This window comes from Chromobacterium aquaticum (assembly GCF_021129195.1).
GTDB classification, from domain to species: domain Bacteria; phylum Pseudomonadota; class Gammaproteobacteria; order Burkholderiales; family Chromobacteriaceae; genus Chromobacterium; species Chromobacterium aquaticum.
Window position 1 is genome coordinate 55,348 of the sequence record NZ_JAJOHW010000030.1, and the last position, 14,593, is coordinate 69,940.

Annotated in this window: 12 protein-coding genes; 7 read left to right on the plus strand and 5 right to left on the minus strand. The window is 63.3% G+C overall.

Annotated features, from left to right (window positions below):
• Positions 1–30 precede the first annotated feature (30 nt).
• On the minus strand, positions 31–1,140 hold the full coding sequence (gene dnaN / locus LQT98_RS05200) for a DNA polymerase III subunit beta (RefSeq protein WP_048408090.1): 1,110 nt from the start codon (positions 1,138–1,140) through the stop codon (positions 31–33).
• 54 nt (positions 1,141–1,194) lie between these two features.
• Positions 1,195–2,589 (minus strand): chromosomal replication initiator protein DnaA, encoded by a 1,395-nt coding sequence (gene dnaA / locus LQT98_RS05205; protein WP_048408089.1) that lies wholly within the window; start codon positions 2,587–2,589, stop codon positions 1,195–1,197.
• Positions 2,590–3,070: 481 nt separating this feature from the next.
• On the opposite strand from dnaA, the gene rpmH reads away from it, so the two are divergent.
• From rpmH to mnmE, 5 genes are all read left to right on the plus strand, one after another.
• Positions 3,071–3,205, plus strand: a complete 135-nt coding sequence (rpmH, locus tag LQT98_RS05210) for a 50S ribosomal protein L34 (protein ID WP_048408088.1) — start codon at positions 3,071–3,073, stop codon at positions 3,203–3,205.
• 4 nt (positions 3,206–3,209) lie between these two features.
• Positions 3,210–3,575 carry a ribonuclease P protein component gene (gene rnpA / locus LQT98_RS05215; protein ID WP_048408087.1) on the plus strand — a complete coding sequence of 122 codons (366 nt, stop codon included), beginning with the start codon at positions 3,210–3,212 and terminating at the stop codon, positions 3,573–3,575.
• On the plus strand, positions 3,551–3,760 hold the full coding sequence (yidD, locus tag LQT98_RS05220; RefSeq protein ID WP_082150824.1) for a membrane protein insertion efficiency factor YidD: 210 nt from the start codon (positions 3,551–3,553) through the stop codon (positions 3,758–3,760). The genes rnpA and yidD overlap by 25 nt, the downstream gene beginning before the upstream one ends.
• Before the next feature lie 21 nt (positions 3,761–3,781).
• Positions 3,782–5,434: a membrane protein insertase YidC gene (gene yidC, locus LQT98_RS05225; protein ID WP_231461380.1), complete on the plus strand. Its 1,653-nt coding sequence runs from the start codon at positions 3,782–3,784 to the stop codon at positions 5,432–5,434.
• Between the two features lie 124 nt (positions 5,435–5,558).
• Positions 5,559–6,911, plus strand: a complete 1,353-nt coding sequence (mnmE, locus tag LQT98_RS05230; RefSeq protein WP_231461381.1) for a tRNA uridine-5-carboxymethylaminomethyl(34) synthesis GTPase MnmE — start codon at positions 5,559–5,561, stop codon at positions 6,909–6,911.
• Between the two features lie 93 nt (positions 6,912–7,004).
• Here the strand turns inward: mnmE and LQT98_RS05235 are convergent, their stop codons facing one another.
• Positions 7,005–7,928 (minus strand): LysR family transcriptional regulator, encoded by a 924-nt coding sequence (locus LQT98_RS05235; protein ID WP_231461382.1) that lies wholly within the window; start codon positions 7,926–7,928, stop codon positions 7,005–7,007.
• A 222-nt stretch (positions 7,929–8,150) separates the two neighbouring features.
• Between LQT98_RS05235 and LQT98_RS05240 the strand changes: the two genes are divergently transcribed.
• Positions 8,151–8,897 (plus strand): dienelactone hydrolase family protein, encoded by a 747-nt coding sequence (locus tag LQT98_RS05240; RefSeq protein WP_231461383.1) that lies wholly within the window; start codon positions 8,151–8,153, stop codon positions 8,895–8,897.
• A 326-nt stretch (positions 8,898–9,223) separates the two neighbouring features.
• Here LQT98_RS05240 and LQT98_RS05245 read toward each other — a convergent pair whose 3' ends face one another.
• Positions 9,224–10,147, minus strand: coding sequence for a LysR family transcriptional regulator (locus LQT98_RS05245; protein WP_231461384.1), 924 nt, complete (start codon positions 10,145–10,147; stop codon positions 9,224–9,226).
• A gap of 429 nt (positions 10,148–10,576) precedes the next feature.
• Here LQT98_RS05245 and LQT98_RS05250 point away from each other — a divergent pair, with 429 nt between their 5' ends.
• The gene (locus LQT98_RS05250) at positions 10,577–13,882 is read left to right on the plus strand and encodes an autotransporter outer membrane beta-barrel domain-containing protein (RefSeq protein WP_231461385.1); all 3,306 of its coding nucleotides are present in this window, start codon (positions 10,577–10,579) and stop codon (positions 13,880–13,882) included.
• A gap of 176 nt (positions 13,883–14,058) precedes the next feature.
• Here LQT98_RS05250 and LQT98_RS05255 read toward each other — a convergent pair.
• Positions 14,059–14,593 (minus strand): hypothetical protein (locus LQT98_RS05255; protein WP_231461386.1); only part of this gene is annotated, 535 nt, incomplete at its 5' end.

Consider the following 14,593-nt stretch of genomic DNA (forward strand, 5'->3'; position numbering starts at 1 on the left):
CGCCGGCGGGCTGCCGGGTGGCCGCCGTCGTCAAATGCGCATGGGCATGACGATGTATTTGAAGTTGCTGACGTCCGGGATGGTCACCAGGGTGCTGCGGTTGGAGTCGCCAAAGGCCAGTTGCAGGGTGTCCGCCGGCAGGTTGGTCAGCACGTCCATCAGGTAGTTGATGTTGAAGCCGATTTCCAGTTCGCCGCCCTGGTAGGCAATTTCCAGTTCTTCTTCCGCTTCTTCCTGCTCGCTGTTGGTGCAGAGAATGGACATGGAGCCGGGCTTGAGCACCAGGCGCACGCCGCGGAATTTCTCGTTGGCCAGAATGGCGGCGCGCTGCAGGGCGTGCAGGAATTCCAGGCGTTCAATCAGGAAGATCTTGTCGTTGTCCAGCGGGATGACGCGGTTGTAGTCCGGGAACTTGCCGTCCACCACTTTGCTGATGATGACGGTGGAGCCAAAGCTGAAGCGCACCTGGTTGGCCAGCACTTCGATATTGATCGGGTCGTCGATGTCCTGCAGCAGCTTGTACAGTTCGATGATGGTCTTGCGCGGCAGGATCACTTCGGACTTGGGCAGGTTGGCTTCCACGTCCGCGCTGGCAAAGGCCAGGCGGTGGCCGTCGGTGGCCACCAGGCGTACTTGGTTGCCGTCGGTCTGCATCAGCAGGCCGTTCAGGTAGTAGCGGATGTCCTGCACCGCCATCGCGTATTGCACCTGGGAGATCAGGCGCTTGAGTTCGCGCTGGCTCAGGCTGAAGCTGGAGTCGCTGGCGCTGCCCACGGACAACAGCGGGAAGTCGTCTGCCGGCAGGGTTTGCAGGTTGAAGCGGCTCTTGCCGGCTTTCAGGGTCAGGCGGCCGCCGTCCAGTTGTTCCAGGGTCACGGTGGCGTTGCCCGGGATGGCGCGCAGGATGTCCTGCAGCTTTTTGGCGGAGGTGGTCAGGCGGAAGTCTTCGCCCGGCAATTCGTCGCTGCTGGCGGTGGTGATCTGGATTTCCAGGTCCGTGGCCAGGAAGCCCACTTGTCCGCCCTTTTTCTCTATCAGCACATTGGACAGGATGGGCAGGGTGTGACGACGCTCGACAATGCCGGTGACTGCCAGCAGTGGCTTGAGCAGGGCATCGCGTTCGGCTTGCAGGATCAGCATGGGGCGGGCTCCCGTTGGGTGTTTGTGAGTCGGTTCAAGTTAGGCTTCATGGTCTTAGTTACGCAGCATGGCCAGCAGCGTGTCGTAATCGTGAGCGATATCGGCGTCGTTGCCGCGCATTTCGGCAATGGTCTTGCAGGCGTGCAGCACGGTGGTGTGGTCGCGGCCGCCAAAGGCGTCGCCGATATTGGGCAGGGACAGCTGGGTCAGTTCCTTGGCCAGCGCCATCGCCACCTGGCGCGGCCGGGCGATGTCGCGGCTGCGCTTTTTGCTGTGCATGTCGGACAGCTTGATCTTGTAGTACTCGGCCACGGTTTTCTGGATGGCGTCCACGGTCACCTGGCGGTTACCGGCGGCCAGGATGTCCTTGAGCGCTTCCTTGACCAGTTCCAGCGAGATGTTCTGATTGGTGAAGCGGGCGTAAGCCACCACGCGTTTGAGCGCGCCTTCCAGTTCGCGCACGTTGGAGCGCACGTTCTGGGCAATGAAGAAGGCCACGTTGTGGTCCAGCTTGATGCTGTCCGCCTCGGCCTTTTTCATCAGAATGGCCACGCGCATTTCCAGCTCCGGCGGCTGGATTTCCACGGTCAGGCCCCAGGAGAAGCGGGAGATCAGCCGCTCTTCCATGCCTTCTATCTGCTTGGGGTAGCTGTCACAGGTCATGATCACCTGCTTGCCGCCCTCGATCAGCGCGTTGAAGGCGTAGAAGAATTCTTCCTGGGTGCGGTTCTTGCCGGCGAAGAACTGGATGTCGTCGATCAGCAGCAGGTCCAGCGAGTGGTAGTAGCGCTTGAATTCGTCAAAGGCCTTGTGCTGGTAGGCGCGCATGATGTCGGCCACATAGCGTTCGGCGTGGATGTAGCGGATCTTGGCTTGCGGGTTCTTTTGGAACACGTGGTTGCCGATGGCCTGGATCAAGTGGGTCTTACCCAGGCCCACGCCGCCGTAAACGAACAGCGGGTTGTAGGCTTGGTCGCCCGGGTTTTCCGCAATTTGCATGGCCGCGGCGCGCGCCAGCTGGTTGCCCTTGCCGGTCACCAGGGTGTCGAAGGTGAACGAGGGGTTGAGCCGGGTGCTTTCGTGGCTGCCGCCAATGGCCTTGACCGCGGCCTGCTTGGCCTGGGACGGCGCGCTGGGCGCCGGCGTGCTGGGCGTGGGCTTGGCTTTGGCCGGCATCACCGCGGGCGCGGCGGCCGGACGGCCGGCGGGCGCGCCCAGGCGCAGTTCCACCAGGCATTCGCCCACCAGTTCCACCGCCAGTTCTTCAATGCGCGCCAGGAAGCGGTCCTTGATGAACTGCATGATGAAGCGGTTGGGCGCAAATAGCGCGATGCCTTCTTCCGTGGTTTCGGCCGATAGCGGCTTGATCCAGGTATTGAACTGTTGCGAAGACAGTTCGGCCTCCAGGCGGGCCAGGCAGCCAGGCCAAAATTGATCCAGTTCGGTCATTACATATACGCAAGTAAAAGCGAAAAACCCGCTGTCGGCGTTACGGCCAAGCGGCGGGAGAAGCCGCCGCGCCCCGCGCGCGGGGCGGACGACGTGTGTTCGGCATGATTCAAGGCCCGCCGGCAAGCCAAACGCCGCAAGGCGGCGGGCCGGGCGGGCCCCGAGAACCGCTGGCAAAATTCCTGGCTCCAGGCCGCGCCGCGCTTGCGCGGGCGCGCGTGGCGCCAGTGGTCAGGTGCTGAATTTTGGCAGTGGTACTCTGGCGGCGTTCCCGCCCGGCGCGGCCACGCGGGCGGCGTCAGCGGGGCTGGCGGCGCGCGCGTTCAATAATTGCGCAGCGGGCATGGAACGGTAAGCCTTGGCATTCTAACGGTTTTTCTCAAAGTTATCCACAGGTGCTTAGAAAATTCCTCATTGACAAACCGGCGTTTATCCTGTCAAATCACGCGTTTATTTCCGTTTCGAAACAGGAATTCCAATCATGAAGCGTACTTACCAGCCCTCCAATACCCGTCGTAAGCGTACCCACGGCTTTCTGGTCCGCATGAAGACCCGCGGCGGCCGCGCAGTCATCGCCGCTCGCCGTTCCAAAGGCCGCAAGCGTCTGGCCGTATAAGCCATTGTCGGCTTACCGCTTTCGCCGTGCGCACCGGCTATTAAAAACGGATGAGTTCTCATCCGTTTTTAGTTTGCGCTTGTCGCGCAGCAACGCTACGTTCCAGGTGTCGGCCCGCCCCAATGAGTTGGGTCATGCGCGGCTGGGCCTGGTGGTGGGCCGCAAGGTCCACAAGCGGGCCGTGCGTCGTAATTACATCAAGCGCACGGTGCGCGAGTGGTTCCGCCTGAACCGGCAAACGCTGCCGGACATGGACTTCGTGGTCCGCGCCAAGGTGCCTTTCACTCGCGCCGAGCGAACTGAAGTGATCACGGCTTTGTCTTCTCTGTTTGCTAAACTGGCACGATGTCGCGTCTCTTCGTCCTCTTGATCCGTTTTTATCAGCTGGCTATCAGCCCGTGGCTGGCACCGCGTTGCCGCTTCCAGCCCACCTGTTCCAGCTACGCGATCGAGGCGTTGCGAAAGCATGGCGCACTCAAGGGCGGCTGGCTGGCCGCCAAACGCATCGGACGTTGCCACCCTTGGGGCGGCAGCGGCTACGACCCAGTTCCCTGAACTTAAATCCGGTATCGAGAGATGGATTCCAAGCGACTCATAATCTTCATCGTGCTGTCCCTGGGCATCCTGCTAGGTTGGCAGGAATTCTTCGCGCCCAAGCCGACGCCGCAGCAGGTGGCCGCGCAAAAGCAGGCCGCCACGCAGCAGCAGGCCGCCAACAGCGCGTCCCATAACGCCCAGCCAGTGGATTCCAACAAGCTGACTTCCGACCAGCGCATCCTGGTGAACACCGATGTGCTGAAGGCGGAAATCGACACCGTGGGCGGCGATCTGCGCCAGCTGACGCTGTTGAAGCACGATTCCGCCGTGGACAGCAAAAAGCCGCTTGATCTGCTGACAGACAAGAACGGCCGCGTCTATGTGGCGCAAACCGGCCTGGTGGCCGCCAGCAATCCGGCGCTGCCCACCCACAAAACCGTGTTCACCGCGGAAAAAACCAGCTACGAGCTCTCCGGCGACAAGCTGGAAGTGAAGCTGAGCGCGCCGGAAGCCAATGGCGTGAAGGTCAGCAAGATCTACACCTTCACCAAGGGCAGCTACAAGATCGGCGTGCGTTACGACATCGCCAACGGCGGCGCCGCGCCGCTGGCCGCCACCGCTTACTACCGCCTGCTGCGCGACAGCCAGACTCCGGAAGGCGAAGGCCGCCTGGCCCACACCTTCACCGGCCCGGCGGTGTACACCTCGGAAAACAAATTCCAGAAGGTGAGCTTCGACGATCTGGCCAAGGGCAAGGGCGATTACGCCAAGACCGGCAGCGATGGCTGGGTGGCGATGATCCAGCACTACTTCATGTCCGCGTGGATCCTGAAGCCGCTGGACGGCGCCAGCGTGTGCAAGGACGACAAGTCCTGCCGCTTTGAGCTGAAGCAGAGCAACGGCCTGAACTCTGCCGCCGCGCTGGTGGATTACGCCACCATCGCTCCGGGCCAGAGCCTGAGCGTGTCGGTGCCGCTGTTCGCCGGCCCGGAAGAGTACGATGTGATCAGCAAGCTGGCCGACGGCATGGAATACGCCAAGGACTTCGGCATCTTCCACATCTTCGCCTCCCCGCTGTTCTGGCTGCTGACCAAGCTGCACCTGCTGGTGCAGAACTGGGGCTGGGCCATCGTGCTGCTGACGCTGACCGTGAAGGCCATCTTCTACCCGCTGACCGCCGCGTCCTACCGCTCCATGGCCAAGATGAAGGCGCTGGCGCCGCGTCTTGAGCGCATGAAGGAGCAGTACGGCGACGACCGCATGAAGTTCCAGCAGGCGGTGATGGAGATGTACAAGTCCGAGAAGGTGAATCCGCTGGGCGGCTGTCTGCCCATGCTGATCCAGATCCCGGTGTTCATCGGCCTGTACTGGGCGCTGCTGGCTTCGGTCGAGCTGCGCCAGGCGCCGTGGATTCTGTGGTACACCGACTTGGCCCGCCCGGACCCGTTCTATGTGCTGCCGGTGATCATGGCGGCCACCATGTTCCTGCAGACCTTCCTGAACCCGCCGCCGGCGGACCCGATGCAGGCCAAGATGATGAAGATCATGCCGGTGGCCTTCTCGGTGATGTTCTTCTTCTTCCCGTCCGGCCTGGTGCTGTACTACGTGGTCAACAACATCTTGTCGATGGCCCAGCAGTGGCAGATCAACAAGAGCATCGAGAAGAAAAACAAGGCCGCGCTGCAATCCTGATTGCCCGGCGCGCTCTGAACCCCAAACCCGGCCGCATGGCCGGGTTTTTTGCTGGATAATTGAAGCGTACTCGCCACGACGCCCCGCCGCGCGGGGGCCGCGGCCCAGATTCCAAGGAATGCCCATGAGCCTCAGCTACACCCCCGCCACCATCTGCGCCATCGCCACCGCTCCCGGCCGCGGCGGCGTCGGCGTGATCCGCGTGTCCGGCAAGGATTTGCTGCCCTTCGCCGCCGCCGTCAGCGGCGGCAAGACGCCCAAGCCGCGCTATGCGCTGTACACCGATTTCGTCGACGCCCACGGCCAGCCGCTGGACAACGGCCTGCTGCTCTACTTCCCCGGCCCCAACAGCTTCACCGGCGAGGATGTGATCGAATTGCAGGGCCACGGCGGGCCGGTGGTGCTGAAAATGCTGCTGGCGCGCTGCGTGGAGCTGGGCGCGCGGCTGGCGGAGCCGGGCGAATTCACCAAGCGCGCCTTCCTCAACGACAAGCTGGACCTGGCCCAGGCGGAAAGCGTGGCGGACTTGATCGACGCCAGCAGCGAAACCGCGGCCAAGAGCGCGCTCAAATCGCTGAAGGGCGCTTTCTCCAAGGAAATCCACGTGCTGGTGGACGAGCTGATCACCCTGCGCATGCTGGTGGAGGCAACGCTGGACTTCCCGGAAGAAGAGATCGATTTCCTCAAGCAGGCGGACGCGCTGGGCAAGCTTGAACGGCTGCGCGGCCGGCTGGTGCAGGTGCAGGCCACCGCCAAGCAGGGCGCCATCCTGCGCGAGGGCATGCACGTGGTGCTGGTGGGCCAGCCCAATGTCGGCAAGTCCAGCCTGATGAACGCGCTGGCCGGCGACGACATCGCCATCGTGACCGACATCGCCGGCACCACCCGCGACACCGTGCGCGAGGAGATCGTCATCGACGGCGTGCCGGTGCACATCATCGATACCGCCGGCCTGCGCGACACCGACGACGTGGTGGAGAAGATAGGCATAGAACGCACCTGGCAGGCGGTGGAGCGCGCGGACCTGGCCCTGGTGCTGGCGGACAGCCGCGACGGCCTCACCGGCGAGGTGCAGGCCATTCTGCAACGGCTGCCGGCGGCGCTGCCGCGCGTGCATGTGTTCAACAAGGTGGACCTGTCCGGCGAGGCGCCGGGCCTGGCCGATGAGGACGGCCACCCGCTGGTGCGCCTGTCCGCGCGCACCCACGCCGGCGTGGAGCTGCTCAAGGCCAAGCTGCTGGAGATGATAGGTTATAGCGGCGGCGGCGAAGGCGTGTTCCTGGCGCGCCAGCGCCACCTGGACGCCATCCGCCGCGCCGCCGAGCACCTGGAGCTGGCGCACATGGATTGGGAACGGGTGGAAATCTTCGCCGAGGAATTACGCATGGCGCAGAACGCGTTGTCCGAGATCACCGGCGAATTCAGCGCCGACGATCTGCTGGGGGTGATTTTCAGCCGTTTCTGCATCGGCAAGTAAGGCCCTTGTGTTGTAAAACAAAAAGCCCAGCTCAACGCTGGGCTTTTTGCTTGGGCCGTTGATAAAGAAATGGTGGCGCCACGAACTTCCAGCTCATACCGTCAGCGTCACGCCGGGATGGAAAGCGATGCTGGGCAGCACCTCCTCCAGCACCTGCAGAAACGTGAAGGCCGCCGGCGACAGCGGCACGCCACGCCGCGTGAAGATATGGATCTCGCGCTGCAGCCCCGCCACATCCAGCAAGCGATAGGGCAGATCCTGCGCGGTCGGATGCGATGCCGCCAGCGCCGACAGCACGCAGGCGCCAACACCGGCGCGGATCAGCGCGAACTGGATGTCAAGATTAGTGACGGTGATCTTGCTGTTCACCTTCTGCCACAACTCCGGCAGACACTGTTCCAACGCGGACATGATGCTGGTGTCGCTCTCGTCCTGCATCAGGGGCAGGTCCCGCAGCGACTGCCCGCTCAACGGCCCCGTCGGCAGTTGCGAGCCTGGTGGAAACATCACCCCCAGCCGGGCGGAAAGCAGCTTGCGCTTGTCCAGTTTGTTGCCAACCGCTCCCACGTAGGAGCCGATGCCGATGTCCACCTCGCCGGACTCTATGCGGCGCACCACGCCGCCGCTGGTGTCGTCCAGCAGACGCACATGGATGCACGGGTAGTCTCTTTTCAGCCGCTTGAGCACCTCGGGCAGCACGCAGGACGCAAACGCCATGCCGCTGGCCACGTAGACGCTGCCGCTGCTGCCGGCGGATTTCTCGCGCAGATCGGACAACAGCAGTTCGAAATCATTCAGCAGCCGGCGCGCAACCGGCAGGAAGGCATTGCCTTGCGTGGTCAGCGACACCTTGCGGGTGGTGCGCTCGAACAGCGTCAGGCCGATCTCCTGCTCTAATTCGCGTATGGTCTTGGTCAGCGTGGACTGCGTCAGGAATAACTGGCGGGACGCAGCGGTGAAGCTCTCTGCGGTGGCGACGGCCGCGAACGCGCGCAGGTGGCGGAGTGAAATGTTCATGGCTTATTCGAATCAATCATGCTTGTTAATTCATTTTACACCAATAACTTTCAAACAAAATAATATCGTCTCCCCGACGCCACTCAGCCGATACCATGGCAGAAGCTAGGTCTGGTTCGTCTGGTTCGGCTGCGTCGTCTTGGCGCAGGGCAAGCGCAATGCGCGAGGCTTCTTAATCATGGATCGATTCTGGAGATTTTGCAGATGAGTGCCAGCAAACCAATGTCACCGACTGACTGGCCGCCGGAGTTGGCGCGAGCGGAAGTATCCTTGCCGCAGGACGGCGGCGCGGTCTGGTTTGGCCAGTTGGCCGCGCTGCCGGAGCCGGCGGCCCTGCCGCCCGGCCCGCTGCTGCTGTTCCTGCATGGCTCGTCCGGCCTGAACGAGCAGACCCGGAGTTACCAGCGCTGGCTGAGCGGCGCATTGGGGCTGGCCACGCTGGCGCCGGACAGCCTTGCCCGCGCCGCGCGGCCGCGCTACCAAAGCCCGGCTCCGCGCGAGGTGTATGAAGCCGTGCACAGGCTGCGGCTGGATGAGATCCGCGCCGCGGTGGCGGTCTTGCCGCGTCTGCCCTGGGTGGATGCCCGCCGGGTGTTCCTGGCCGGCAGCAGCGAGGGCGCGGTGGCCGTCGCCCGCTGGCGCGGCGCCGAGTTCCTGGGCCGGCTGATTTACTCCTGGCCCTGCGAGGATAATTATTTCGTCGACCGTGCCGACAACGGCTTTGCGCCGGATTGCCCCATTCTCAACATCCTGTCCGGCCACGATCCCTATTTCAGCGCGGACAGTCCGCTGAACCGGGGCTTGCCGGTGCTGGGCCACAGCGGCCATGCGCTGCGCGACGCCACCCGCGCCAAGCTGCTCATCCTGCCGCATGCGCCGCACACGCTTTACAATCTGCCGGCGGCGCGCGCCCACACCCGCAGCTTCCTCCGCGAGCTGTTGCGGGACGCCGCCGGCTTGAAAGGCTAGACAGCCCGGCCGCGCATTCAAAACATCGATCCGCCGCTGGCGAACGTGTCGACGCTCGATCGCGGGCAAAAGAAGTTGCCCATCCCGGGCAAAGTCCGCGACGCGGCAAGCGGATAGCAGGGTGGAAGCGCGCTGCGCGCAATAAGAACCGGTTCAAAGTCTCGCGAGCTAAGGCGAGACAAGGCGTTGCGGCTGAGAAAGCGGAATGTACAAGCGGTAGATGAGCATTTCGAAGCGGTACTCACCGTGCCACGCCTCATGAAGCGCAGCAGACCTTGAACGGGTTCTAAGCGACGCCGGCTGGCGCGACCTGGACCCGGGCACACTCATACCGCCAGCGTCACGCCGGGATGGAAAGCGATGTCCGGCAACACCTCCTCCAGCACCTGCAGAAACGTGAAGGCGGCTGGCGACAACGGCACGCCGCGCCGCGTGAAAACGTGGATGTCGCGTTGCAGCCCCACGGCCTCCAGCAAGCGATAGGGCAGGTCCCGCGCCGTCGGATGCGATGCCGCCAGCGCCGACAGCACGCAGGCGCCGACACCGGCGCGGATCAGCGCGAACTGGATGTCCAGATTGGTGACGGTGATCTTGCTGTTCACCTGCAGCCACAGCCCGGGCAGGCTGTGTGCCAGCGTAGCCATGATGCTGGTGTCGCCCTCGTCCTGCAGCAGGGGCAGGTCCCGCAGCGACGGCCCGCTCAACGGACCCGTCGGCAGTTGCGATCCCGGTGGAAACATCACCCCCAGCCGGGCGGAAAGCAGCTTGCGCTTGTCCAGCTTATTGCCGGCCGCCCCCACGTAGGAACCGATGCCGATGTCCACCTCGCCCGACTCTATGCGGCGCACCACGCCGCCGCTGGTGTCGTCCAGCAGGCGCACGTGTATGCACGGATAGTCTTGTTTCAACCGCTTGAGCACCTCGGGCAGCACGCAGGACGCAAACGCCAGGCTGCTGGCCACATAGACGCTGCCGCTGCTGCCGGCGGATTTCTCGCGCAAATCGGACAGCAGCAGTTCAAAGTCATTCAGCAGCCGGCGCGCAACCGGCATGAAGGCATTGCCTTGCGCGGTCAGCGCCACCTTGCGGGTGGTGCGCTCGAACAGCGTCAGGCCGATTTCCTGCTCCAATTCACGTATGGTCTTGGTCAGCGTGGACTGCGTCAGGAATAGCTGGCGGGCGGCCGTGGTGAAACTGGAGGCTTCGGCCACGGCAACAAAAGCGCGCAAGTGACGGAGAGAAATATTCATGGCTCGTTCGAATCAAGCGATTCCTTTAATTCATTTTGTATTGTTCACTTTCAAAACCACAATTCCTGCTGACACTCATGTCCTTAATCATGGATCGGTTTGAGCGATTTTCCAGGTTCGCGAAGCAGCGAGAGCAAGCGGGATCGCGCCGGCCCATTGATGCCGAGACGCCAGGATGAAGCCCGGCTGAGCCGGCGCAGAGGATTTGAGATAAGTTGAACAGGCTGCTGGCAATGAGCCGTCATATGGTAGCGCATGACATTGAGCAAGGGGAGGACAGCCGGGACGCATAGCCCCGTTCTCGGTTTTCTTCACTTACCAATGGTTGGCATTCCCATGGCAAAAAATCATCAGAAGCAACGCTTTTCCCCCCAGGCTCCGCCGCGATTCTCCCCTCTGCCCAAAGCCATTCCCATCTTGGTGGCCGCCGTGTTCTACGCCCCCCAATGGGCCCAAGCCGCATGCACCGGCACCACGACCGTCTCATGCACCGGCGCCCTCAGCGGCAGCCTCAGCTATGGCAGCAGCATCGGCGAAATCGATTTCCTCAATGCGAATCTGGCTGGCAGCGTCAATCTGAATAATCCAAGCGGCGCCAGCACCCTCACCGTCACGGGCAGCACCTTGTCGGCAAGCATGCAGTCCGCCTTGCAAGTCAACAACGCCAATGGCGCGGTCAGCCTGACCCTGGACGCCGCCAGCCAAGTCGTCGCCACCCCCAACGGTGGCCAGAATAACGGCGCAGTGCAGATCACCACCTCGGTCAGCAATAGCGGAAATATCCAGTTGAACAACGCCGCCAGCATCAATGCCCCAGGCGGCCTCCTTGTGTGGAACAACGGCAGCGGTTCCGCCGCCATCAGCAATAGCGGGACGGTCACCGCCAGCGGTCAGTCCGGCCTTGGCGCGACGACGGAGGGCGGCGGCAACATCAATGTCACCAACGCCGCAAATGGCCAGGTTCAGGTGCAAAGCAATAACGGCATCGACACTCACAGCAACGGCGTCTCGGGCGATACCCTGATCGTGAATAACGGCAAGGTGTCGTCGGGCAACTCTTCCGGCATCAACAGCACCAGCAATGGCGGCAACATCACCATCCAGAACAATGGCCTGATCGACTCCGGCAACTCCGCCATCTCGGTGAACAGTTTCAGCACCGGCAATGTCAACATCGTCAGCAAGGGAGCGCTCAACGCTTCCGGCACCGGCACCTACGCGATAAACATAAACAGCAACGGCGGCCAGGTAAGCATCGACAGCAGCACAGCGCCGGTCAGGGGCGCCATCACCGTCAGCGCCACCAATGGCGGCGTGCAGGGGACAGTGGGCAATGTCACCAGCAACGGCACCAATGCCGTGGCGTTGTTCTTTACCGGCAACAATGTCAGCGCCAGCGGTGTCACGCTGAACACCGTGGCCGGCACCGACATCAGCACCACCTTCTCCGGCGTGGCCATCTTGTCGCAGGGCAGCACCGGCGGCATCAATCTGACCACCAATGGCACGATAGGCGGCGCGCAAGCCGTGGGCCGCAGCGGGATCGTGGCCAATATCACCGGGGCCGGCAATACCGCGAACGTGCAGCTGCAGATCAACAACACCGTCAATGCGACGCGCACCGCGGTACAGGGCTCGACCGTGGGCAGCGGCAATGTCTCCATCGTCGGCAATGGCGCGCTGAGCAGCCAGAACGGCTACGGCATCAATGCGATCGCCGCCGGCGGCAATATCAATGTGAGCGCCAATAGCGCGGTCACTGGCGTCACCGCCCTGCGTGGCAGTTCTCCCAACGGCAGCGTCGCCCTGATCGCCAACGCCAATCTCACCGGCACCGGCGCCGTGCCCTTGAGCGGCGATCTTTCCGGCGTGGCCTTACAGGTGGCGAACGCCAGCCAGGCCTCGGTGGACAACTACGCCACCGCCACCACGCAGAGCACCACCTCCGCGGTGGTGGACATCAACGCCGGCAGCGCCGTCGTCAATAACCATGCGGGCGCCACGCTAACGGGCGCCAGCGACTTCGCCGTCAACGGCCGCACCGGCAATGTCACCATCAATAACGACGGCACCCTCTACGGCTATGTCACCTTGCAGGGCAGCGGCAACGCCTTCAACAACAACTCCTCGCAGTCCTTCGACCTGCGCAATTATGTGGCCGGCGTGCAAAGCGTGGCCGTGGCGCAGATCAACGGCGTTTTCAATAACAACGCCAACGGCGTGCTACGCCTGCTGGCGGTGTCCAATCCGCAAAGCGTCAACAACAGCGGCGCATGGCAAACCGCGGGTAGCCTGCTGCCTGGCAACGGCGTGGTGCAAGGACAGCTGACCGGGGTCAGCAACTTCACCAATAGCGGCGTCATTACTTTACAGGGGGTGGATAACGGGGCCGGCCAAGCCGTGGCGGGCGATTTGCTGGTCATTACCGGCAGCCATGCGGCGGGCACTTCCGGCGGCGGCGTCTATACCTCGAACGGCGGACAGCTGCGCGTGGATACCGTGTTGAACCAGGGCGGCGCGGCCAGCCTGAGCGATGTGCTGGTGCTGGATCGCACCGCGCTTGGCAGCGGCGGCGCCACGCGGGTTTTCGTCAGCAGAGCCGGCGGCCTGGGCAGCCTTACCGGCACTGGCGCGACTGACGGCATCGAAATCATCAAGGTGCTGGATGCCGGCAATTCCGCGCAAAACGCCTTCGTACTTGGCGCACCGCTGAGCGCCGGCGCCTTCCAGTACCAATTGGTGCAGGCCGATGGCCAGAACTGGTATCTGCAAAGCAGCGACCTCGCTGCGATCGCCAAAATCCAAACCATGTTGCCGCTGGCGCTCAGCGAGTTCGGGCTGGATACGCTGGGCACGCTGTGGCAGCGTGTCGGCGACCGCCGTTACCAGCCTCAACGCCAGGACGAGGCGGACAGCCCGGCCATTTGGACTCGAGCCGGCGGGCGTTGGGGCCGCACCGAGGGCAATATCGCCGGCAACGGCTTCTCCTTCGCCTCCGCCTATAGACTGAGCGGCGATTTTGTCGAAGTCGGCGCGGATCGCCGGCTGTGGCGCGGCGACAAGGGCTCCTTGATCGGCAGCGCTTTCGCCAGCCATGGCGAAGGTCGCATGAGTTTGCAGGACGGCGCCAGTGGCCAGGCGGATCTCCATAGCAACAGCCTGGGCCTTGCCCTCACCTGGTATGGCAATAATGGCTATTACTTGGACGTGCTGGGAAAGTGGACTCACTATGACACCGAGCTTGCCGCCGACAGCGTGAATGGCAGCCCGGATGGCAATGGCGGCTTGTTAAGCCTGGAAACCGGCTATCAATACGCGCTCAACCGCAACTGGAGCATGGTGCCGCAATGGCAAATGGTGTGGCAGAACAACCGGCTGAACAGCTACACCGATTCCAACGGCGACAGCCAGCCGGCCAATTCCGATCACAGCCTGATGGGCCGGCTGGGCGTCGCCTGGCGTTACGCCAGGCCGGAAGACGAGGGCCGCGGCTTGAACGCCTACCTCAAGGCGGATTTGCTCCACAGTTTTCAGGACAACAGCCTGGTGTTGTTCAGCAATACGCCGCTGCAGTTTCATACCCAGAAAACCAGCGCGGAACTGGGCGCCGGCGGCAACTGGAGCAATAACAAGCGCACGGTGGACGCCTACGCCGAGCTGAACTACCGCCACGCGCTGGGCAGCAATGGCAGCTATGCCTTGGGCGGCACGGTCGGAGTGCGTTACCGCTGGTAATCAAAGACGCGCAGCAGATCGTATAGGTTCTCAGAGCCTGTTCAAAGTCTCGGGAGCAAGAGCGAGACAAGGCGAAAACGAGCGAAAAAGCGGAATGTACGAGTGGTACATGAGCACTTTGAGCTGGTACTCACCGTGCAAGGCTTCACCAAGCGCAGCAGACTTTGAACAGGCTCTCAGGCGGCAACGGCCGCCACCTGCTGACTCAACTGATGCAGACGATTGGCCAAGGGGCAGCTCAGCGCCAGTTCCTGCCGGCCGTGTCCGCGCAGCAGCAGCGCCTGCCAGCTGCCCTCCGGGCCAGGCACCAGACCGCCGCAAACGAAGCCGGCCTGTTGCAATGCCGCCGCCGCGCGCGGGGCGTCCGGCCCCAGCGCCAGCCTGACATAGACCAGCCGCCCGGCCGGCAAGGCCGCCACTTCCCGCAGCCGGCCGCCGCTGATCTCTTCCAGCCCCACTTCCAGCCGCCGCCCATGGCTGGCGATGCTGAGTCCGCCGGCCGGCCCCTGCGCCGGCGGCGGCATGCTGCCGAAGGCACGGCTCAGCGGCGTCAGCCACTCCCGCCACGCCGCCGGCCAGTTCAAGGCGGGGATAGGCCGGCTTCGCAGCGGCAGGCAGCCCAGCACGATGCTTTCCGGCTGCGGCTGGCCAAACGGCGAGGCCACGTAGTCCAGCAGCAGGCCGGTGGTGTGGAAGCCCAGGGTCTTGGCC

Bases quoted from the DNA above. Each gene is read 5' to 3' on its own strand.
- dnaN (WP_048408090.1), bottom strand. From the start codon at position 1,140: ATGCTGATCCTGCAAGCCGAACGCGATGCCCTGCTCAAGCCACTGCTG.
- dnaA (WP_048408089.1), bottom strand. From the start codon at position 2,589: ATGACCGAACTGGATCAATTTTGGCCTGGCTGCCTGGCCCGCCTGGAG.
- rpmH (WP_048408088.1), top strand. From the start codon at position 3,071: ATGAAGCGTACTTACCAGCCCTCCAATACCCGTCGTAAGCGTACCCAC.
- yidD (WP_082150824.1), top strand. From the start codon at position 3,551: ATGTCGCGTCTCTTCGTCCTCTTGATCCGTTTTTATCAGCTGGCTATC.
- yidC (WP_231461380.1), top strand. From the start codon at position 3,782: ATGGATTCCAAGCGACTCATAATCTTCATCGTGCTGTCCCTGGGCATC.
- mnmE (WP_231461381.1), top strand. From the start codon at position 5,559: ATGAGCCTCAGCTACACCCCCGCCACCATCTGCGCCATCGCCACCGCT.
- LQT98_RS05235 (WP_231461382.1), bottom strand. From the start codon at position 7,928: ATGAACATTTCACTCCGCCACCTGCGCGCGTTCGCGGCCGTCGCCACC.
- LQT98_RS05240 (WP_231461383.1), top strand. From the start codon at position 8,151: ATGTCACCGACTGACTGGCCGCCGGAGTTGGCGCGAGCGGAAGTATCC.
- LQT98_RS05245 (WP_231461384.1), bottom strand. From the start codon at position 10,147: ATGAATATTTCTCTCCGTCACTTGCGCGCTTTTGTTGCCGTGGCCGAA.